The 21,332-nt window shown below is 62.3% G+C and carries 19 protein-coding genes and 1 pseudogene; 9 read left to right on the top strand and 11 right to left on the bottom strand.

The annotated features are described in order from the left end of the window. The first annotated feature begins 5 nt into the window (after nucleotides 1-5). From JQ616_RS06320 to JQ616_RS06350, 7 genes are all read left to right on the top strand, one after another. Nucleotides 6-404, top strand: a complete 399-nt coding sequence (locus tag JQ616_RS06320) for a carboxymuconolactone decarboxylase family protein (RefSeq protein ID WP_249136418.1) — start codon at nucleotides 6-8, stop codon at nucleotides 402-404. Then, a complete protein-coding gene (locus JQ616_RS06325) occupies nucleotides 394-1,245 on the top strand; it encodes an alpha/beta fold hydrolase (protein WP_212013021.1) in 852 nt (283 codons plus the stop codon). Before JQ616_RS06320 ends, JQ616_RS06325 begins: the two co-directional genes overlap by 11 nt. Nucleotides 1,246-1,504: 259 nt before the next feature. Then, nucleotides 1,505-3,313 (top strand): adenylate/guanylate cyclase domain-containing protein, encoded by a 1,809-nt coding sequence (locus JQ616_RS06330; protein WP_212013022.1) that lies wholly within the window; start codon nucleotides 1,505-1,507, stop codon nucleotides 3,311-3,313. A gap of 49 nt (nucleotides 3,314-3,362) precedes the next feature. Then, entirely contained in the window at nucleotides 3,363-4,268 is a 906-nt protein-coding gene (locus JQ616_RS06335; RefSeq protein ID WP_212013023.1) for a phosphatase PAP2 family protein, read from the top strand. Continuing rightward, complete coding sequence (locus JQ616_RS06340) at nucleotides 4,265-4,867, top strand: papain-like cysteine protease family protein (RefSeq protein ID WP_212013024.1); 603 nt, start codon at nucleotides 4,265-4,267, stop codon at nucleotides 4,865-4,867. Before JQ616_RS06335 ends, JQ616_RS06340 begins: the two co-directional genes overlap by 4 nt. Continuing rightward, a complete protein-coding gene (locus JQ616_RS06345) occupies nucleotides 4,864-5,526 on the top strand; it encodes a hypothetical protein (RefSeq protein ID WP_212013025.1) in 663 nt (220 codons plus the stop codon). The genes JQ616_RS06340 and JQ616_RS06345 overlap by 4 nt, the downstream gene beginning before the upstream one ends. 278 nt (nucleotides 5,527-5,804) lie before the next feature. Continuing rightward, nucleotides 5,805-7,463, top strand: a complete 1,659-nt coding sequence (locus JQ616_RS06350; RefSeq protein WP_212013027.1) for an alkaline phosphatase family protein — start codon at nucleotides 5,805-5,807, stop codon at nucleotides 7,461-7,463. Between the two features lie 163 nt (nucleotides 7,464-7,626). Here the strand turns inward: JQ616_RS06350 and JQ616_RS06355 are convergent, their stop codons facing one another. The 6 genes from JQ616_RS06355 to JQ616_RS06380 all read right to left on the bottom strand — a co-directional run bounded on the left by JQ616_RS06355 (nucleotide 7,627) and on the right by JQ616_RS06380 (nucleotide 15,900). Next, nucleotides 7,627-8,268, bottom strand: a complete 642-nt coding sequence (locus tag JQ616_RS06355; RefSeq protein ID WP_212013029.1) for a response regulator transcription factor — start codon at nucleotides 8,266-8,268, stop codon at nucleotides 7,627-7,629. After that, the gene (locus tag JQ616_RS06360; RefSeq protein ID WP_212013030.1) at nucleotides 8,265-11,819 is read right to left on the bottom strand and encodes a hybrid sensor histidine kinase/response regulator; all 3,555 of its coding nucleotides are present in this window, start codon (nucleotides 11,817-11,819) and stop codon (nucleotides 8,265-8,267) included. Before JQ616_RS06360 ends, JQ616_RS06355 begins: the two co-directional genes overlap by 4 nt. A gap of 152 nt (nucleotides 11,820-11,971) precedes the next feature. Continuing rightward, on the bottom strand, nucleotides 11,972-13,462 hold the full coding sequence (mctP, locus tag JQ616_RS06365; protein ID WP_212013031.1) for a monocarboxylate uptake permease MctP: 1,491 nt from the start codon (nucleotides 13,460-13,462) through the stop codon (nucleotides 11,972-11,974). After that, entirely contained in the window at nucleotides 13,452-13,628 is a 177-nt protein-coding gene (locus tag JQ616_RS06370) for a DUF3311 domain-containing protein (RefSeq protein WP_212013032.1), read from the bottom strand. Before JQ616_RS06370 ends, mctP begins: the two co-directional genes overlap by 11 nt. A gap of 773 nt (nucleotides 13,629-14,401) precedes the next feature. After that, nucleotides 14,402-15,220 carry a hypothetical protein gene (locus tag JQ616_RS06375; RefSeq protein ID WP_212013033.1) on the bottom strand — a complete coding sequence of 273 codons (819 nt, stop codon included), beginning with the start codon at nucleotides 15,218-15,220 and terminating at the stop codon, nucleotides 14,402-14,404. Nucleotides 15,221-15,246: 26 nt separating this feature from the next. Then, on the bottom strand, nucleotides 15,247-15,900 hold the full coding sequence (locus JQ616_RS06380) for a cation transporter (protein WP_212013034.1): 654 nt from the start codon (nucleotides 15,898-15,900) through the stop codon (nucleotides 15,247-15,249). Nucleotides 15,901-15,973: 73 nt separating this feature from the next. On the opposite strand from JQ616_RS06380, the gene JQ616_RS06385 reads away from it, so the two are divergent. Beyond that, a complete protein-coding gene (locus JQ616_RS06385; protein WP_212013036.1) occupies nucleotides 15,974-16,381 on the top strand; it encodes a MerR family transcriptional regulator in 408 nt (135 codons plus the stop codon). A 39-nt stretch (nucleotides 16,382-16,420) separates the two neighbouring features. Here the strand turns inward: JQ616_RS06385 and JQ616_RS06390 are convergent, their stop codons facing one another. From JQ616_RS06390 to JQ616_RS06405, 5 genes and pseudogenes are all read right to left on the bottom strand, one after another. Further along, nucleotides 16,421-17,542, bottom strand: coding sequence for a nickel/cobalt transporter (locus tag JQ616_RS06390; RefSeq protein ID WP_249136421.1), 1,122 nt, complete (start codon nucleotides 17,540-17,542; stop codon nucleotides 16,421-16,423). Beyond that, nucleotides 17,539-18,177, bottom strand: a complete 639-nt coding sequence (locus tag JQ616_RS06395) for a DUF1007 family protein (RefSeq protein ID WP_100951616.1) — start codon at nucleotides 18,175-18,177, stop codon at nucleotides 17,539-17,541. Before JQ616_RS06395 ends, JQ616_RS06390 begins: the two co-directional genes overlap by 4 nt. Nucleotides 18,178-18,332: 155 nt before the next feature. Continuing rightward, nucleotides 18,333-18,719, bottom strand: a complete 387-nt coding sequence (locus JQ616_RS06400; RefSeq protein ID WP_157817095.1) for a hypothetical protein — start codon at nucleotides 18,717-18,719, stop codon at nucleotides 18,333-18,335. Between the two features lie 157 nt (nucleotides 18,720-18,876). Continuing rightward, nucleotides 18,877-19,065: a hypothetical protein gene (locus JQ616_RS39240; protein ID WP_100951615.1), complete on the bottom strand. Its 189-nt coding sequence runs from the start codon at nucleotides 19,063-19,065 to the stop codon at nucleotides 18,877-18,879. A 10-nt stretch (nucleotides 19,066-19,075) separates the two neighbouring features. After that, nucleotides 19,076-20,048, bottom strand: a pseudogene (locus JQ616_RS06405) (CobW family GTP-binding protein). Nucleotides 20,049-20,375: 327 nt separating this feature from the next. On the opposite strand from JQ616_RS06405, the gene JQ616_RS06410 reads away from it, so the two are divergent. Beyond that, nucleotides 20,376-21,296 (top strand): metal ABC transporter solute-binding protein, Zn/Mn family, encoded by a 921-nt coding sequence (locus JQ616_RS06410; RefSeq protein WP_371682862.1) that lies wholly within the window; start codon nucleotides 20,376-20,378, stop codon nucleotides 21,294-21,296. Nucleotides 21,297-21,332 lie beyond the last annotated feature (36 nt).

Here is a 21,332-nt window from a genome sequence, read left to right on the forward strand (position 1 = left end):
CGATGATGACCGACGCAAATCCCCGCGGCGAGAAGTTCGAGCGTGGGCTGCAAACCCGCCGCACCGTGCTCGGCGACGCCTATGTCGAGCGCTCGCTGAAGGCGGCCGACGAGTTCAACTGGCCGATCCAGAAGCTCGCGACCGAATATTGCTGGGACGAGATCTGGAATCGCCCCGATCTCGACAAGCGCAGCCGCAGCCTGCTCAACCTCGGCATGATCGCGGCGCTGAACCGGCCGCACGAGCTCAAGGTGCATATCCGCGGCGCGCTCAACAACGGCCTGAGCAAGACCGAGTTGCGCGAGGTCTTCCTCCAGATCGCGGTGTATTGCGGCATGCCCGCCGGACTCGACAGCTTCCGCATCGCCAAAGACGTATTCGCGGAGATGGGCCTTGTCGACTGAACTGGCCCCGATCGTCACCGCCGCGTGGCACGGCTTTGTCCGGCACGATGTGCCGGGCAAGGCCGGCCGGCTCAGCGTCCGTGTCGGTGGCGCCGGGCACGGCGCGCCGGTGCTGCTCTGCCACTCGATCCTGACCAGCAGCGCGATCTGGCATCGCCAGGCCCTCGCGCTCGCCGCGCGCGGCTATCGCGTGCTCGCGCTCGACAGCCGGGGTCACGGACAATCCGAGGCGCCGCAGGGTCCGTATTCGATGGACGATCTGGTTGCGGATGCGGTCGCGGTGCTCGATCATCTCGGCATCGCGCGGGCGCATGTGATCGGCGTCTCCCAGGGCGGCATGACGGCGTTCGGCCTCGGCGTGCGTCATCCGGACCGCCTGCTCAGCCTCTGTGTGATCGCCGCCCGCGCCGATGCACCGCCGCCCTTCGCCGCCGCATGGGACGACCGGATCGCGCTGGTGGGTGCGCAAGGCATTGCGCCGCTCGCGGGACCGACCGCCGAGCGCTGGTTCGGGCCCGGCTTTCTCGAGGCCCATCCGGCGATTGCCACCGCGCTGCTCGATTGCATCAACGAGACCGCCCCCGAGGGCTTCATCGGCTGCGCCCGCGCCATCCAGTCCCTCGCCTATCTCGATGGCGTGAAGACGATGCATGTGCCGCTGACGATGATCGTCGGCGCAAACGACCAGCTGCTGGTGCAGCCGATGAGCGAGCTCGCAACGATGCTCGATTGCCGGCTCGCGATCATCCCCGACGCCGGGCACCTGCCTCAGGTCGATCATCCCAACGCGGTCGAGGCCGCGATCGAACGGCACCTGCGGGAGCTGGCCCGATCTGCATAGCGCCAACCGGGAATTCTCACCCCGTGCCATCCCGGTACTGAGCGCATTGGCGATCTGCCGAGCAAGTGGATGCCCAAGGCGCGGATATCGCCGTGGGCTGACGGCCATCATCTGCACCGAATTCCCCGGATAAGCAGTCTTTTGCCGACCCTTTTTGCGGCGGTCGGCACTCATCGACGAGCCCCCCGGCCCGGTGGCGACAGGGTCGTTTCCGCATGCTAACGTGCAGGGAAGGTTATAGCGCGACGGTATAACGAGCATGGCAGTGCAGACTGACCCTGTGTTGTCCCCTCAAGTGATGCCTCCCTTCGAGCGGGCTTGTCGCGCTGTCCTTGCGGCCGATGTGGTCGGCTATACCCGACTGATGGAAGCGGCCGAGCTCGAAACCCATCAACGCTATCGGACTCTCCGCGTCGAAGTCACAGATCCGACCATCGTCTCCCATCGCGGTGAAATCGTGAAGAATACCGGCGACGGCTTTCTCGCGGTCTTCGAGAGCCCGTTGGATGCGGTCGAATGCGCGACCGAGTTGCAGCAGGAAATCCTCACTCGGGAGAGCCAGTATTCTCCCGAGCGCCGCATCGCATTTCGAATTGGCATCCATTGGGAGCCCGTCATCTTCGATCTCGATGACGTCTACGGAAGCGCGGTCAATATCGCCGCACGTCTTCAGACGACGGCGCCGGCCGGCGGGATCGTGGTGTCATCGGCCGTGCTCGATAATCTTGATGGCCTCGGAGGGCTGAAACTCGACAGCCTCGGCGACCTCAGGCTGAAGAATTTGACCCGAGCTGTGCCCGCGTTCTCGCTGCAATTGCCGGGGGTTGAGCGCGGCGCGGCCGTCGGGTTCGCGCGCTCGCCTTCCAAGCGTGCAAAATTGCCCTCGATCGCGGTCCTGCCGCTCGTCAGTCTTTCAGACGGCGCCGACGACAACTATTTCGCCGAGGGATTTGTCGACGATATCATCGCCACGCTCAGCAACATTCGTCACCTTTTGGTGGTTGCTCGCGGATCGACCATGATGATCGATCGCCGCGCCGTCGATTACGGAATGGTGGCCGGCGAACGACTTGGCGTACGCTATTTGCTCAGTGGCAGCATCCGCCGCGCCGGCGGTCGAATCCGTCTCTCTGTCGAGCTCGGCGACTTGTCGACGGCGTCAATCATATGGGCAGAGAAATACGAAACGGATATCGAGCACATCTTCGGCGTGCAGGACGAAATCGCACTCATGATCGTGGGTCGCATCTCGACGCATGTACGTCAGGCCGAGGTGAAGCGCGCGTTGCGGAAGCGGCCGCATAATTTGAATTCGTATGATCATTTTCTGCGTGCGCTCGATCTGCTCTACAAGCTGGACTTCGCCAGCTTTTCGATGGCGCGGACCCTGCTGGAGCGGGCGCGCGAAGAGGACGACGGCTATGCGGCGCCATATGCGTTTTCAGCGCGCTGGCACATGCTGAACATCGCTGAGGGCCGATCGACCGATCCCAACGCCGAGATCGCCGAGATCATCCGACTCTCGAATTGCGCCATCGAACGCGATCCATCCGACGCGCTTGCCCTTTCACTCCAGGGCCACGCGCGGAGTGCGTTCTATTTTGACTACGACACAGCACTGGACTGCTTTGACCGTGCGCTTGCCGCGTCGCCAAACAATCCCTGGGCCTGGATGTTCAGCAGTGCAACATACGGCTTCATCGGCAAGGCGGCGTCGGGAATCGAGCGAGCCGAGCGCGCCATCCGGCTGTCGCCATTGGATCAACAAGCCTTCACCAGCTTTTCGCGACTCGGCCAAAATCATTATTTGAACGGCACCTATGAGGAGGCCATTCGCTGGTCGCGAAAGGCACTCAGTCTCAATCCACGATACGGAAACGCAATCCGGATCGCAGCAGCAAGCCTCGTGGCCGTCGGCCGGCATGAGGACGCCGCGTTGCTGGCAACACATCATCGGTCGGTGTTGCCGCAGTTTACTGTGTCTCATTACGCGCCGCGTTGCCCTTTCAAAGCGGAGCAAGCCTCACTTTACGTGCAACGACTGGAAGCCGCCGGTCTTCCTGTCTGAATTTGGAGTGGTCCATTGACAAGATGATTATTTAAGCTGGGAGGTTGCGATGCAATTTCACGTATTTGATGGCGGCGGGGACGGTGGTGGCGATGGCGGCGGGGATGGCGGTGGAGGTGGCGGTCAAAGTTATGGCGCGGGCGGAGCCTATATGGGTTCGCCACCCGCACAGGGCGCACCTTTCCTGATCTTCGATCCGCTGGGCGGTGAAATCTGCGAGAAAGATCTCAATTTCAAGGTGGTTTTCCCCTGGTCGGGGTGGGAGCCCGACCTTTTTGGCGTGATCGCACTGGCTGAGTTCGGCCAGACGAATTGGCGCCGTTCCATTCGTGCTCCCGATCCGCCACACCGACATGCCGACATTTTTGCCGAGATCGATCAGCTGGCCGCAATGGCGCGCGACGAACGCCCTCGCCTGATCGGTGAAATTCTTGATCAGAATACGCGGCTCCGCGGCTATTTTGCCGAAGTCTTGATGATGTCGGCGTGGTCACACCCCAACTCGCTCAAGATCATTGAGATGGCGATCCGGGTTGCCCAGATGGTGGCGATCGACTTCAAACTCCGGTTCAATCGGGCTCGGCCGCAACAGATCTGTCCTGCGCTCGTTCCCTTGATCAACTCGCCGGGGCATGCCTCATTTCCGAGCGCGCATTCGCTCGAAAGCCACCTGATCGCCCTGGCGCTCGCGGAGATCCATCCGCGACACACCAGACGGATGCTCGGCGCGTTGGCCGATCGCATTGGCCGCAATCGAGAGGTGGCAGGCGTTCATTACCCGAGCGATACCCACGCGGGAAAGGTGCTTGCCCACCAGGCGTTCGAGATCCTGAGAGAATGTCCGACGTTCAAGGCGATATTGGCCGAGGCCAAACGTGAGCCCGGCAAGGCCGGGACACTCGTCCTCCCGTCCGGACGTTCGACCTCCAAGAAGAAGTCGGGGAAACGATCATGACCCCGGCCCCAGACGACATTGCGTCTCTCGTGGACGCGACATGCGTCCCGATCAAACTGCCCCCGTTCAGGCGGTCGAGATGGCGGCTGCTCGACTTCAAGAACGAGCACCAGGAAAAAACAAACTGGTGCTGGGCCGCCGTCGCGGCCAGCGTCGCCCATTTTTACCGTCCCTCCAGCAAGGTCACCCAATGCGACATTGCGAACGGGCAGCTCGGCCGAACCGACTGCTGCGTGGGCGACAAGGATGCCTGCAACGTCTACGGCTACCTGATGTCTTCGCTGTTCCGCGTCGGCCATTTCAGGAAATGGACGGCGCGCCGTTCCGCGTCCTTGCGAGAGACCCAAGAAGAAATCGGAAGGAGACGCCCGCTATGCGTGCGCATCGTCTGGAACGGCGGCGGGGCCCACCTTGTTACGATCAAGGGTTACTCTGATGAACCAGCGGCAGGCCTGCCCCCGCGAAATGACTATGGCCTGGCGATTGCGGACCCTTGGTGGGGCCTCTCGGACATCGACGCCGGGCAATTTCCGAGCGGCTATGTCAACTGCGGCACCTGGACGGACACATACTACACCACCAGGAGGGCATCGGCATGACGATTTCAGCAGCTGACTGTCCCGACGATGCCCGCGACGCCGTCCTTGCCGGCATGGCCAGGCGAGCGCGCAAGCGGGGCTTTGCGACGCCCAAGCTCAACTTCGCGCATCGCAATCATCCCGAAGACCTCCAGCTCTGCGCACCGCATCGCATGGCGTTGCTGCCGTTGAGCACGCTGCGCCGTCTGGCCAAGCCAGACGGGTGCGCGACCAAGGCTCCAGCCAAGATTGAACTGCCTGCGCTCAGTTCCGTAGCGACCATCCTCGGCTGGCGATTTCTCATCTATGACAAGCGCGTTCTTGAGCCGATCGCGGCGGCTCATGCCGTCTTCACCGACCAGGGTGGTTATCGATTGGCCGAACTGAACGAAGGGCCATACGTAACCTCCTCTCCCAAGGCGCTTCAGGCCCCCTCCGTGCGGCGCGCGATCTCATCCGATGCGGACGATGACAAACCGAATGAGCCGCTGTTGCTGCTCGCTCCGGCGATTTACTTTGCCGGATTGTGGATCAGACATCACGACAGCGACAAGGACTTCATTCTGCCGATGGATTCGAACCTCTTGCCGGCCTTCGTCAATGTGAAGCCCACGCAGGTGCTCTCTGTCTTGCTTCAAGCATCGCTTGCAGTTCCAACCGACGGCGCCACAGCAGGGTGATATAAGTCGGCGCGCCACACCGGCGGGCCACTTGAAGGAAACATGCAAGACTTTCAGGCACCGGCCGTCGCGCGCGTTGCCCGCGCGTGACGCTCGTCGCCCTGCCTGCGCGTAGCCCTATCCTTTGGCAGATCCGCAATCGTTGGATGACGGTCATTCCGACCGCGGTCATCGAACTCGCAAGAAAGCGTCATCCCACCGTCAATTGACCGCGACAGATTGTCGCGGCCAGCGCAGACGATTCCAGACCTACCGCAAAATAGAGAAGGGGCGAACTCATGAGTGGTTTTCGTGACTATTTCTTGTCGACTGCCGCGATCGCGGCGGCCGTGCTGGCCTGCGGCGTTGCCGTCGCGCATGCCGATGATGACAATGACCATTCGCAGCGACATGGCTACAAGCACGTCCTGCTGATCAGCGTCGACGGCATGCACGCCGTCGATTTGAAGCGTTGGGTCGAAAGCCGCCCCGGCGGCAACTTCGCGCAGCTCAGCGGCAAGGGCGTGGTCTATCCGAACGCCTTCACCACCGCGCCGTCCGACAGCTATCCCGGCATGCTCGCGCAGGTCACCGGCGCCACGTCGAAGGGCGGCGGCCTGTTCTATGACGACAGCTATGATCGCACCGAATATCCGGCCAAGGCCTTCTATACCAGCCAGGGTCTTGCCGACCCCGGTTGCGTGAGTCCGGCAGGAACCGAGCTCACCAATTTCGAGGCGCTCGACAAGAGCTACAATTACTCCAGCGGATTGGTCGCCGATTACACCGCCGGCGGCAAGCTCGGTCAGGTCTACACGCAGCTCGATCCGGATCACATGCAGCGCAAGCTGGTGAACGGCGAGTGCAAGCCGGTCTATCCGCACGACTACGTGCGCACCAACACGATCTTCGAGGTCATCAAGCAGGCCGGCATGCGCACGGCCTGGTCCGACAAACATCCCGCCTACGAGGATCTCGCGGGCCCGTCGGGCAACGGCCTCGACGAGCTGTACACGCCGGAGATCAATTCGCAGGACACGATCGACCCCGGCGCCAAGCCCGGCGACGACTACACCACGAGCTACACCGGCGTCCGCTCCTACGACTCGTTGAAGGTGCAGGCGGTGTTGAACTGGATCGACGGCTATGACGGCACGCGAACCAAGCATCAGCTGGTGCCCGCGATCTTCGGCATGAACTTCCAGGCGGTCAGCGTCGGCCAGAAGCTCGCCAAGGCCGGCAACGCGGATACCGACAAGTCGCTGGTCGGCGGCTATGCCGACGGCAAGGCGACCCCCGGCAATGCGCTCACCCTGCAATTCCAGTTCGTGGACGACGCACTCGGCAAGTTCGTCAACGAGCTCAAGGCGAAAGACCTCTACGACTCGACGCTGATCATCGTCAGCGCGAAGCACGGCCAGTCGCCGATCGACGTCAAGGACCGCGTCGCGATCTCCGACGCGCTGTACAGCAGCACGCCCGGTTTCGGCACCAACGGCTTCGAGATCTGCGATGACGAAGCACTGGTCTGGCTGTCGCCCGAGCTGCAGCAGGCGACCAATCCGGCGACCGGCCATCCCTATTATGCCGACGCCAAGGCCTACATCCTGGCCCACGCCGCCGACCTGCATATCCAGAAGCTGCTCGACCGCGACGAGCTGACCAAGCTGTACGAAGATCCGTTCCACAACAGCCGGGTGCCGGACTTCATCGCCATCACCGATCACGGCGTGATCTGCACCGGCGGCAGCAAGCTTGCCGAGCATGGTGGCTTTTCCAATGACGATCGCAACGTGCTGCTGCTGCTCTCCTCGCCGCGCATCAAGCATGCGAGGGTCATCGAGGACGAGACCTTCACCACCCAGATCGCGCCGACCATCCTCCGCGCGCTCGACCTCGATCCGCGCAGCCTGCAGGCGGTTCGCGACGAGGGCGTCGAGGCCCTGAAGATGAAATGAAGCCGTGGCTACGTATCGGCGCCTCACGCATGGGGCGCCGATACGACGTTGCCGTGAGAGGCTGATCAGTGGCGCCCCGGCATCAGGCGCTCGCGGCCCGCGCCCTCAATTCGCGCCGGCAGCGGCAGCCCGAAGGCGTCACCCCGCCTCGTATCGCGTCGCCCTATCGCCCAAACGATAGCCGCTCAGCCAAAACCGCCGCCTTCGTACGGGATCCCACGCCGAGTTTCCGCAAAATGGTCGAGACGTGGCCTTTGACGGTCTGCTCGGCGATGTCGAGTTCGGCAGCGATCTGCTTGTTGAGCTTGCCGTCGACGATCATCGCAAGAATACGCAGCTGCTGCGGCGAGAGCGATGCCGCCCGTGCGGCGAGCTCGAGATCTGCGCTCTGGATCGAGCCACGGCCGCCAGTGTTGGGCGGCATCCAGATTTCGCCGGCGAGGATGCGCGCGATGGCGTCGGCCATCTCCGGCAGACCGAGCGACTTCGGAATGTAGCCCGCGGCACCGTAGGCGATCGCTCGGCGGATCGTTGCCGCATCCTGTCGTGCGGAAATGATCGCGACCGGCACGGTCGGAAACTGCGCGAGCAGGATGAAGAGCGCCGCAAAGTCCTGAACGCCCGGCATCGTCAGGTCCCACAAGATCAGGTCGATCTCCTCGGCCCGGCCGGTCAGCGCCGCCAATGCCTCATCGAGCGACTGGCAGGCGATGATCTCGAGATCGCTCAGCACGGTGGACAACGCGCTTTGCAGCGCGGCCTGCACCAGTGGATGATCGTCGCCGATGACGATGCGTGTGGTCATGCCGAATGACGATCCCCGTTGTTTGCAAGCTGCCGGCTCAAGACCTCGGCGTTGAGGAATCTGCGCAAGTTCGCCGGCTTGACCGGCTTAGTCAGAATCTCGCAGCCGCGCGCTTTCGCGGCCCGGCGCACCGCTTCGCCGCGGTCGCCGGTGATGACCAGCGCGCGGATGCAGCTTCCGGATTTCTGCCTGAGATCATCGAGAAAGTCCAAGCCGGAGCGGCCGCCGTCAAGATGGTAGTCGAGCAGGACGACGTCCGGGGCGCAGATCGCAGCGGCCGCCAGTGCCGAATCCGGGTCTGCTACGGTCACGGCATGGTGACCCCAGCCGGACAGCAGCGCCGTCAGGCCTTTGAGGATCGTTGCATCGTTGTCGAGGCACAGGACATTCAACGGCTGCTCGGACGCCAATGGCGTCACCGGCGCAAGCTCGCGTTGCAGCGCCGTAGCCGGTCCGGAGGCCAGCGGCACGGTAACGGCAAAACAGGAGCCGCAGCCGCGACGCGAGCCGACATCGATCTTGTGTCCGAGCAAACGAGAAACGCGGTCGACGATCGCAAGCCCAAGGCCCGACCCCTTGTCCGTTCCCGGCGCCAGCCGCTGAAACTCCTGGAAGATCCTGCCCAAATCCGCTTCGGCAATTCCCACCCCGGTGTCCCAGACCTCGATGCGCAGATCGGCGCCGCGGCGTCGGCAGCCAAGCAGGATGTCGCCCTTCGGAGTATAGCGTACGGCATTCGACAGCAGGTTCTGCAAGATCCGGCGCAACAGATGCGGATCGCTGCGGATGACGAGACCGCAATCGACCACACGCAGCGTGAGCGCGCGTTCACGCGCCAGCGCCGAGAATTCGACCGTCAACTGCGTCAGCAAATCCGCGATGGCGAAATCGGCGAGCTCGGCCTGAACCGCGCGCGAATCGTAGGAAGAAATATCGAGCAGCGTGTCCAGCACATGCTCGGTCGAGCGCAGCGCCGTGATGGCGTTGCCGGCCAGCGTTCGTTCCTTGTCGCTGACCACCCTCGGGCCTGACGCCGCTCGCAGGCTCTCGTCGAGCGCGGAGAGGAACAGTCGCGCCGCGTTTAGGGGCTGCAACAGATCGTGGCTGGCGGCTGCCAAAAACCGCGTCTTGCCGAGATTGGCCTGCTCGGCTTCGGCTTTTGCCCGCTCCAGCGCCTCGGTCCGTTCGCGGACGCGCGCTTCGAGATCCTCGTTGGCACGCCGCAGCGCCTCGGCCGCGCGATGACGCTCGGTGACGTCGGTATAGGTCGAGACATAGCCGCCCTCGGCGATACGGTCGTAGACAATTTCGAGCACAGTGCCGTCGGGCCGCTTGCGTTCATAGACGTAAGGCCAGGTGAGCGCCGTGACATCGCGATTGACCAGCAGCGCCGCGAGCTCGGACGGCGCGTATTCGTCGCGGTCAACATTGAAGGCGATAAGCTCTGCTAATGGTAAGCCGACCCGCACCAGGTCGCCGGGCAGGTCGAGCAGTTCGATGAATCGGCCGTTCCACGCGGTGATGTTGAAGTCCGGGTCGAACGCGCAGATGCCCTGCGGCACGCTTTCAAGCGCACCCCGCAACAGGCGGCGGTTGAAGCGAAGGGCCTCCGACGCCTCGTCCAGCATCGCCATCGCCGCGCGCCGCGAAAGCGAATGCCCCTCCAGCGAGGCGGCAATCACCACCCGCGCGGACGCTGCGCCAATGGCGCCGGCGAGAAGATTTTCGGTGAAGCGGATCGAGTCGAGGTCGACCAGACCGGACTGGTCGAGTCGCGGACCGGGCCCAGACCGGCGCGCGGCGACATAAGCATCGAATGCGGCTGCACCGCCCTCGGCGCCGACAAAGCGGATCGCAAGTGAGCGAAGATCGTCGAGCCGCACCAGCACCCGCGACGACAATGCGGGGAACGCCTCGAACGCCGAGCCCCGCGTGAAGGCAGCCGCCTGATTCCGCTCGACGGTCGACTGTCGGCCAAGCAGGGAGAACACCACGAAGCAGGCGACATTGCCGCCAAGGCTCCACAGCGTCGCATGCGAAATCGGATCGAGACCCTCGAGGCCGAACAGTGCGTTCGGCTTGAGCCATGGCAGCTGCCACAGGCCTTCGCGCGCGATCTGCTCGATCGCCGGCCACAGCGGCGCCGCCGATGGCAGCAGCAGCGTGTAGGCCCAGATCGCAAACCCGATCGCGATGCCGATCGACGTTCCGGCCTTGTTGGCGCGCTGCCAAAACAGGCCGCCGATGAAGGCCGGCCCGAATTGCGCGACCGCCACGAAGGAGAGCAATCCGATCACCGTGAGCGGATAGGCCTGATTGACCAGGCGGTGCATCAGATAGGCCAGTAGGAGGATGCCGACGATCGAGAGCCGGCGCACCGCGACCAGCGCTGACGAGACCGACCAGGTTTCCGCGCGGCGGCCGAGGAATCGCCAGCGCAGCAGCAAAGGCATGATGACGTCGTTGCACAGCATCGTGCTCAGCGCCACTGAGGTCATGATGACCATTCCGGTTGCCGCCGAAAGACCGCCGAGGAACGCGATCAGGCTGACGGCCTTCGCATTCGCCGCGATCGGCAGCGAGATGACAAAGGTGTCGGGGTCGACGCTCGAGCCGAATCTCGCCAGCCCGGCGGCGGCGATCGGCAGGATCAGCAGGCTGAATGCCACAAGATATGCCGGATAGAGCCATGCCGCCGTCCGCGTGTGCCCCGGCGTCTCGTTTTCGACGATCGCAACATGAAATGCCTGCGGGAGGCACAGGAAGGCGATCGCCGAGATGATGATCGTCGACGGCCAGACCGGCTGGGTGATGTCGAACGTCAGTATCCTTGCCAGTTGCGGATCCGACTGGAGCTGCGCCAGCAGTGCCCCCGGCTCGCTGGAGATGCCGAACAGTACGAATAGCACGACGACCAGGAATGCGACCAGCTTGACCACGCTCTCGAAGGCGATCGCCAGCATCAATCCGCGATGATGCTCGCTGGCATGGACATGCCGGACCCCGAACACGATCGCGAACAGCGCCATCGATGCGGCGACGCCGAAGGCGGAGTCCTGCCAGAAGCGCAGCGCCTCGCTGCTGGCGCGCTCCGGCTGCAGGATCAGATAGTCGAAGCTCTTGCCGACCGCCTTGAGCTGCAACGCAATATAGGGCAGCACCCCGAGCAGCGAGGCGAGCGTCACCAGTGCCCCGAGCGACTGGCTCTTGCCGTAACGCGCCGCGATGAAATCCGAAATCGAGGTCACGTTCTGCGCCTTGGCGATCGCAATCACCTTGGCCAGCAGCGGCTGGGCGAACAGCAACACCAGCGTGGGGCCGACATAGATGCTGACGAAATCGAGCCCGCTGGTCGCAGCGCGGCCGACCGAACCGTAGAAGCTCCAGGAGGTGTTGTAGACGGCAAGTGTCAGGCAATAGCCGACCGCGGCGGCCCAGGATTTAGGCGAGACCAGCGGGCCGTCAGCGCTGCGGCGATCGCCCCACCAGGCGATCAGGAACAGCGTGGTGACATACGCCGCTGAGATCGCAAGAACAGACCAGCCCTGCAAGACATCCTCACCCGGCTAACATCGTCGCCCGCGGCGCGTTGCCGAGGGGATATGAGAGAACGCCTGCATTATAGCGTTTTCGCCCCAAGGGAAGACTGAATAGCGACGTCGGCGGCCGGCTGCAGGGGCCGGCCGCCGATCGTGGTCAAAAATCAGGCGCTCTCGCGGGATAGCCGCGCCTGCGGCAAGCCCTTGAGAGCCAGGTTGACCGCTACCGCCACGACGATGTTGAGCGCGAGCGCCAACAGGCCGGTGTAGATGGCGACAGGCCCCGCGCCGAAGTCGATGCTGTGCAGCGGCTTCAGCCCGTCCGACCAGGCGAGCCACGAGCCGCCGAGCAGGCCGACCGCCCAGCCGATCAGGAGTGCCCGGCTCGAGAACCAGTTCAGGTAGAGGCCGAACACCAGCGCCGGCAGAGTCTGCAGGATCCAGAGACCGCCGAGCAGCTGGAGATCGAGCGCGAACTGCGTCGGCATCAACAGGATCGCGAGCAGCGCCCCCACCTTGACCAGCATCGAGGTGATCTTGGCGACCTTCGCCTCGCCCTCCGGCATGATCGAGGGATTGATCCAGACCTTCCAGAAGTTGCGGGTGAACAAGTTGGCCGCGCCGATGCTCATCACTGCGGCGGGCACCAGCGCGCCGATTGCGATCGCCGAGAAGGCAAATCCTGCGAACCAGCCCGAGAACAGGACCTTGAACAGCGCCGGCACCACGTCGTTGTTGCTCGCGAGCTTCAACCCGGCCGCATGCCCCATATAGCCGAGCAGTGCGAGGAGACCGAGCAGCAGCGTGTAGGCCGGCAGCATCACCGCGTTCTTGCGAATGGTGTTGCCGCCCGATGAGGCGAAGATGCCGGTCAGGGTGTGCGGATACATGAAGGCAGCGAGTGCCGAGCCCAGCGCCAGCGAGGCATAGGGGAACACCTGCGCCGGCGACAGCAATATGCCGCCCGAACCCTTGGCCTTGAAGGCGGCGTCGGCCGCGGTGAAGATCTCGCCATAGCCGCCGAGCTTGGAGGGCACGATCGCGATCGCGGCGATCACCACGATATAGATCATGATGTCCTTGACGAAAGCGATCAGCGCCGGCGCGCGCAGCCCCGACGAATAGGTGTAGAGCGCGAGCACCAGAAAAGCCAGGATCAGCGGAATTTCGCCATGCAGACCCAGCGCCTTGATCGCCACCTCCATGCCGATCAGCTGTAGCGCGATGTAAGGCATGGTGGCCAGCACGCCGGTCGCCGCGACCGCAAGCTCCAGCCCGCGAGAGCCGTAGGCGCCTCGGACCACGTCGCCCGCGGTGACAAAGCCCTTGTCCTTGGCAACCTTCCACAGCACCGGCATCACCGCAAACACGAAGGGATAGACGATGATGGTGTAGGGCAAAGCAAAGAAGCCGTAGGCGCCGACCGCATAGACCAGCGCCGGCACGGCAATCACGGTATAGGCGGTGTAGAAATCGCCGCCGACCAGGAACCAGGTAATCCAGGTTCCGAACTTGCGGCCGCCGAGGCCCCACTCGTCGAGATGCGCCAGCGTCTCCGGCTTGCGCCATCGCGACGCGACGAAGCCCATTCCGGTGACGAGGACAAACAGGGCGATGAAGACAGCCAGTGCTGCCGGATCGACATTAGCCGGCATCGCGCACTCTCCTGTAGACGATGTAGGTCAGGAGCGATGTCAGCGGCACCCAGGCGAGCTGATACCAGTAGAAGAACGGAAAACCGAACAGCATCGGCTCCCTGAGATTGTAGAATGGCACGATCATCAGACCGATGAACGGCAGCAGCAACAGCAGGCGTATCAAGCGCTCCTCCCCAGGTCGCGTGTGAGAACGACGCGCGTCTCGTCCGCGCGGCTTGATCGCGATATAGCGCCAATCGAACGGCCGCCCGCCCCCTACCTTCGCTCCGCCGCGCCCCCATACTTTCGTATCGCGGCCCGCAATCCGGATGTATTCCGGCCGTGACCGAGCAGCGTTCGGATGATCGTCACGGCATACGCCATCGGTGAAGAATTATGACGACGAATGTCGTCGGGGCGCGTGCAGACGCGCGCTTATCAAGCGCGCCCCTGTCGGCAGGTGATCCCTTCCGCCTGGTCCGCCGTTGCTATCAATTGGGGAATGGCGGAGAGAGTGTCAGTCAATCCCCATTGAAAGATAACACATTTTCGAGTTTTCCGGACCAAAACCCACGGCTTGACCTACGCCGGTATATCGGTGTTCCGCCACTGATAAAGCTCTTCCGCGTCGTCCTGTGGCATCAAGCATAGCTTCGTAGGACAGCGCGACGTACGGTTACGTGGTACGGTGGGGCTTGAGCAGCGTCTACCCTCCGAAGGCAAATGTCACGCGTTCGAATCGTGTCGGGCGCGCCAATTTCCCTCTATTTCGCAACTTGATGCACGCGCCCAGACTGAAACACTCGCTCCGCCTTGTTCGCGCGAGTAAACAATCCGAATGAAGATCGTCGCGTAGTGCCGATATCTTGGCAGAGGACGATGTTGGGCGTTAGCTCGCCGATCTGAGAGGCGATGGTTTTGCAGTAAAGGATGAATTGCAGCAACCACTCGTGGTGATCAAAAATTATACCCAAACCGGAGCTTAGCCTGATAGCGCTCGTAGTTGGTAAGGTCCAACAAGCCCGGAGCGTTGCCGGCCCGGCCAGCAACTTGAGCGTTCCACGCCGCTGAAAGCCATGCGCGTTCAGAAAGCCGTGCATAAAATGTAGGACCGACGAAGAGCGCAGTTCCCACGAAGGCGTCAACACTGAGGCTCGCATAACTCCGCATGTAGCGCGCTTCTGCACCGATCAGAACGCCCGGATAAACTTGCACCGCCATCGCCGCGGATGTTCCAAGTTGAGATTGCTGCTCCCAAAGGCCCGTCAGGCGCGAGCGGAGCGCCTCGGGCTGGTAGAAAAGATTGAGCGCCGCGAAAATGCGATCGGGTGCAAGTTCTTTGTCTGCGATAATCCAGAAATCGGTGCCGTATCTATCGACTGGCTCTCCGGTGAGGTCGTCGGCGCGGCCCCAATGCGGATCGGCGCCGAGGGTCAGCCCGAAGGGCGCCCGCTCGCGATTAAGAACGCGATACCGCATCTCCAGCGATAGCGTGTCGATGGCTGTCTCGTGCAGGTCGTCGAGGCCGGGGACTACAGATATGCCGTGATACGCTGCGCCTACTCCAGGTTCAATCGAGAAATCCTGAAACGGGATGAACTTGACCGAGAGTTGCTGCGACAGTGCGGTGTAAGAGCCGGCGCCCTTCCCAAGCCGGGCGGTGCTCTCGCTCTCGACCTCCCTTTCGCCGACGGCGTTCACGTCGCTGCCCAGCGTGAAGCCGAACAGGTGCGTGGTCTCAAGCTCCTCTGCAAAGCAGGCTGCGGGCAGGGTCACGAGTGCTGCCGCGATCGCCAAATGCCTCACAGCGCCCTTCCGCCCATCTGTGACGCCCGTGGCTCGCTGCGAAGTTCTGCGGCGGCATGGCGTACGATTTGAAAGCCGCCTGAAAGCGCGAGGATAGCCATGATCGAGGCAACGATCACGTCTGGCCAGCCGGTCCCGATGCCGAATACACCGATCGCAGCCAGGAGGACCGCGACGTTGCCGATTGCGTCGTTACGCGAACATATCCAGACGGATCGCATGTTCGCGTCGCCGCTGCGGAAGCGATATAGCATGAGTGCGACGGCGCCGTTGGTAGCTAGAGCGAGCAAGCCTACCGCCCCCATGAGCTCGGCCCTCGGCAGAATCCCATGATAGGCGTGGACGATGGTCGTTGCTGCTACCCACGCGCCCAACGCAAACAAGGTGAGCCCTTTGAGGAGCGCAGCACGCGCCCGCCAGCTTAGCATCAAGCCGGTCACGCTGAGGCTGATTGCGTAGTTCGCGGCATCACCGAGAAAGTCGAGAGAGTCTGCTTGAAGCGAGCTGGAGCCGGCTACCAAGCCGGCGCCGATCTCGACGGCGAACATCCCGGCGTTGACCGCGAGCGCAATCCACAGCGCGCGTCGCCAGGCTGGTAACGTCGAAGCGTCCTCGTCAGCGCAACAGTCATCATGACAATGGTCAGCCATACCGAGACCCGATTGTGCTCTCCTCCGGAGACGATAGTATAGAACCTCTAGTGACTAGAGGAGCAAGAGGAAGATGTCGGAGATGTGGTCGATCGGTGATGCGGCCCGGCGAACCATGATCAAGGTTCCGACAATCCGTTACTATGAAGAAATCGGCTTGTTGCCGGCACCTGGCCGCTCAGAAAGCAATCGCCGCCGCTATTCCGAGGACGCGATCAGGCGACTCACGTTTATCCGGCACGCTCGCGAGCTTGGCTTCGAAGTTGACACCATCCGAAAATTATTGAGGTTGCAGGACGAGCCCGATCGGCGGTGTGACGAAGTCGATGCTCTCGCTCGCGAACACCTGGCTGAAATCGAAGAAAAGATCGCGCGATTGACGGCGCTACGGCGAGAGCTGATGCGGATGTTGAAATCGTGCCGAGGAGGCCGAGTAGCCGAGTGTCGAGTTATTGAATCGATTGGAAAGTCCTCCGCCTGATCAGCGGTCGGGGACTCTCGAAACCGGTTGGCGTCAGGCCTACCCGGTGAACATCCAGAGTTGCTCGCTGGCCATGTAGCCCGCCAGCAGCATTATGCCAAAGGCGACGATAAGTGTCGCGGCGCCCGCTTCGATCGCGCGCATCGCGAGCATGCCGAACCCTGCCCGCGTCCGGGCGACGCGATTTGCGAGCCCGCGTGCGCTGACCGCGACGATTGCGATTGCCGCTACAGTCGCGGCGGTGCCCAATCCCATGATCAGCGTCGCGCCTACACCCGTCCAGAACAGGTCCTGGGCCAGCGCGAAGATGAGCACGATGATCGCGCCGGAACAGGGCCGCAGTCCAACCGCGATGACGGCGGACAGGCCTCGGCGCCAGCCGCCCGCGCCGGCGAGCTCCGCCGGCCCGGGCCCATGGGCATGTCCCCAAGCCGACTCGTGATGGTCGTCGTGGCAATGAAAGCTGTGCACAGCGCATCCATCGATCATGCATCGCCCGCCGCGCATGGCCATCGCACCGAACACCCGGCCTGGCAACTGAACGGTTTGAGTACGCAAAGTCCCGGCACCCGTAGCCGAAGCAAAAGCAAGCTCGGGCGCGCGACGCCAGGTCAATTCACGGCAGGCGATCAGGAAAGAGCGACCTTTGACATAGAAAAGCCTAAGACCGATCAGGGTAACGAGAGCATAGCTGGTGATCTCGACTAGGTGGACGGTTAGCCCGATCACCTTGGCGGTTGCGCCGAGCAGAGCCGCAGCGATGGCCACGACAATGATAGCAACGACCGATTGGATGGCTGCAGACACAAATGACAGCACAACACCGCGGCGCCAGGTCTCCTCATTGGCGACGAGGTAGGAGGAGATCACTGCTTTGCCATGCCCCGGACCCACAGCATGAAAAACGCCATAGACGAAGGAAACACCGAACAGCTCCCACATCGCGGCCCCGTCCTCCTTGGCGGCTCGGATGAAGCCCGAGAGAGAACGATAGAAGGCGGCCTGTTCCGCGAAAATCCAGCCCATCAGTCCGGATGTGGACGCGGCACTTGCCAAATGGGGCGCGCCAAACGGCGCGCTCCACGCCGACACGATACCCATTGTGCAGGCAATGAAGATCGCCGTTAGCGCAGTCAAGGCGATGGTCTGCGATTTGATCATGGGCATTTCACCAGGATCTTGTTGGCGAAGATTTCTCCATAGGTGCTGGAGGGATCCAGCGGCACGGCGTCGAGCTCGCTGAGCCGCGCCTGCTCGGTCGGCGTCGGCTGGTGCGGCAGATCGTAGGTCGCGAGGCATTGCGGCGCACCGCTTAAGGAAACTGGCGTATCTTTGGCGAATTCGAAATCCACGAAGATCGAGGGGTCGTAGACCTCGATCTTCATAGCCTTGGCTGAGACAGGTGTTTTCAGTGGCAGGGTGAAATGCAGCGTCAACGCAGCATCCTTGTATTCGAGCCAATAGTCGACCGGGTCCGCAAACTTCAGCTTCTTGCCGTCGGCGCGTGCATAGGTGAAGTAGTCGTATTCCTTCAGCGAATCCACGTTGGTCTGTGCAAGCGCGGCCAGTTCTTGCCGCGTGTACTGGCCCTTTTTGGCATGCGAGATGCCTTGGAGCGCATAGGCGGAAAACATGTCATCGAAGGTCCAATCGTGGCGGACGCCGGTCATGCTGCCATCGGCGGCATAGACCACTTCGCTGTGGAACGTGACCCAAACATGGGGATGTGCCTCCGCACGGTTGATAGATAACAACAAGAGAAGGATCGTGCAGCAGCAACATGCGCGTTCGATCATGGTCCATCTGCCGAATCGAGGAATAAGGGCACCCGCAACATGCGGGGACGGCGGTCTCAAATGCGCATCAGAGTGTGATAGCGCACCGGTTGCCGCGTGCGCCTTGCGTCGCGCTCGCAGTACGTATCCCGCGGACGCACGAAAGCAGCAAGGCGTCAGACGGTGGGGGGCGCGCGTGACCGGAATGCCGCGTGACGCGGTCTAATGATTCGATCGGAAACTGGATGGAACGCGCAATCAATCTCGGCGAATTGCAACGGATACAGGCTTGACGGCGCATCGGGTAGTGAGGAAGTCGACAGCAGGAAGCCCGAAAAGCAGATTGGGCAGTTGTCATCATCATCGGCGAGCCGCGGCGGAAGCCGCTCCGCGAAATGCAAGCCTGACCGGGCGTGCGTGACGCCGACGATATCGGTGCGGTCTATCCTCGGGACAGCAAGATCATGCTTGTGAAGATGCGCGAATGACAGCACGAGCTGCAGCCCAAGCGCCGCCAGCGCGAGATAGGCTCCGCATCGCCGGGTGAAGGACCGTGCCGACATCGTTTTCGCCCCTGCCAAGGAGCCGTTCCCCTTCTGACTTCCCTCGCCCCGAAACTACCGCCATCGGCCAAACGCGCGCAATTGCCGCGCGGTACTGGCGACCATTCTGCAATGGACGAGGAAAATATGGCGGATCGAAGGGCTATGAGCGCATCACTCAGACGTTTCCTTTCGACGGAGCAGTCCCTTTCAGCCCGGTTGTGTCACTCTTGCCGGGCGTGTCATGCGGCCGCTCGCTGACCGCGTCGGTCGGTGGAAAGATGCTGTCATATATCGCCCGAGCTTCGCGAATTAAGCGAAGCCGTTCGCGTTCGGATTTCGAAATAAATCCTACGATCTCGCCCAATTGCGTTTCCTCAGGCGCAGCAAGCTTCAAAGTCTTGTCTGAGCAGGTCCTTTGGCAGGTCACGACCAATGAATACAAGCCGGGTCTGGGCGGGGCTCCTGCTCCTTCCAGGGACGCCGACTGCCGCCTTCAATGAGCATGTGCACGCTCTGAACGACGAACTGCCGATCGTCATCCTCTATCGAGGCGATATCCTTCATGCGCAGGATGTCCGTCCCATAACGCTGGGTGACGCCCTGAATCCATGGCACGAACCTGTTGGGCTTCATCGGTCCATCCGCCACCAGGGACAGGCTGCCGATCCCGTCGTCGTGTTCGTGCTCGTGTTCTTCGGTGAGGAATCCCGGCTCGACTTCGAGGATGCGCTCGAGATTGAAGGCGCCTCGTCCCAATACCTGGCCGAGGTCGATATCACAGCGCTCGGTTCGGTGAATCTTCGCATACGGGTTGAGCTTTCGGATGCGACACTCGACCGTTGCGAGGCCGCTCGCATCGACAAGATCGACCTTGTTGACGAGAACGATATCGGTGAACGCGAGTTGCTCCTGCGCTTCCGGCGCCTGCTCGATCTGTTCGAGGAGATGCTTGGCATCTGCGACGGTGACGATGGCGTCGAGCTTCGTCTTGCGACGGACGTCCTCGTCGATAAAGAACGTCTGCGCCACCGGCGCGGGATCTGCGAGTCCGGTCGTCTCGACGACAATGCCGTCGAAGGTTCGGCTGCGCCGCATCAGCCCCGCGATAATGCGAATGAGATCGCCGCGGACCGTGCAGCAGATGCAGCCGTTGTTCATCTCGAAAATCTCCTCGTCCGCGTCGACGATGAGATCGTTGTCGATTCCGACCTCTCCGAATTCGTTCACGATCACCGCAAACCGCTTGCCGTGCGTCTCGGAGAGAATGCGGTTCAGCAGCGTGGTCTTCCCGGAGCCGAGATAGCCGGTCAGAACCGTGACGGGAATCTGAGGTGCAGCATCAGCCATGGTGATGTTTCTCCTCGCGCTTTGTAGGCGGCGCTTTCGCCGTATCATGGCGATCGCTGATCAACGCCTGGTGAGCTTCGCGTCCGGATCGAGCAGACACTCAGCAATTGGTGTGAAATGCCACCCCGACTTGATTGCGATCTCCGATGTAACGTTATAACATTACTTTCAGTAAGGAGACGACGCAAGGACCGTCAGATCAAGTAATTCGGAGCGGCGCTCTTGTTCCAGCTGTGTCGTGACACTCCAATACTTGCCAATCCGCGGCGGCGGTTTCATTTCGACTTGGCCTGTCGATCGACACACGACATCCCCGTCTGGCAGAAGATCTGCCTTCGACGGTTTCTGCTGATCCTGGTTGGCCTTGCGTCCGCGTCGATCCTGCCCGCGTCTGCGCAGCAAGGGGCAACGAAGTTAAAGGTAGTGGCAACGTTTTCGATTCTCGGTGATTTCGCCAGGAACGTTGGGGGTGATCGGGTCGACGTCACGACGCCGGTCGGTCCCAACGCGGACGTCCACGTCTACACGCCGACGACCGCCGATGCGGAGGCGATCAGGAATGCCGGACCTGTAATCGTCAATGGGTTTGGCCTGGAGGGCTGGGTGCCGCGCCTTGTCGAATCGTCAGGCGGCCATGCGACCACCGTCGTCGCAACCTACGGCATCGTACCGCGAAAGGTCGTTGCGGGCGAGATACTGAGTCGTGATCGCGGCGCAGGGTCGCTGGATCCGCACGCCTGGCAATCCCTTGCGAACGCCGAGATCTATGTCGCCAATATCCGCGACGCAATGGTGGCCGCCGATCCCGCCGACGCTGCAACGTTTAAAGCCAACGCATCGGCCTATCTGGCCAAGCTGGGGGCACTCGATCACGACGTTCGCGAGGCGCTCACGCCGATCCCTGTCGAGCGGCGCAAGGTGATCTCAACTCACGCCGCCTTCGGTTATTTCGCCGCTGCCTATGACATCACGTTCGTGGCGCCGCAGGGCGTTTCGACCGAAACCGAGCCGAGCGCGCGGGATATCGCAACCATCATCACGCAGATCATGAAAGAGAAGATTCCAGCGGTCTTCCTGGAAAACATCAGCGATCCCAGACTGATGCGCCAGCTTGCCTCCGAGACTGGAGTGGCAATCGGCGGAACGCTTTATTCGGATAGCCTGACAGCGAAGAATGGCGAGGCTCCGACCTACATCGAGATGGTCAGGCACAATATCAGAACGATTGCGAGCGCCCTTATGGAGTAGCCGGTTGTCCGGCCGCGAGATCCGGCGCGAACGGTT

Origin of the sequence: Bradyrhizobium tropiciagri, from assembly GCF_018130545.1 — a bacterium.
In the GTDB taxonomy this organism is placed as follows: Bacteria; Pseudomonadota; Alphaproteobacteria; order Rhizobiales; family Xanthobacteraceae; genus Bradyrhizobium; species Bradyrhizobium tropiciagri_A.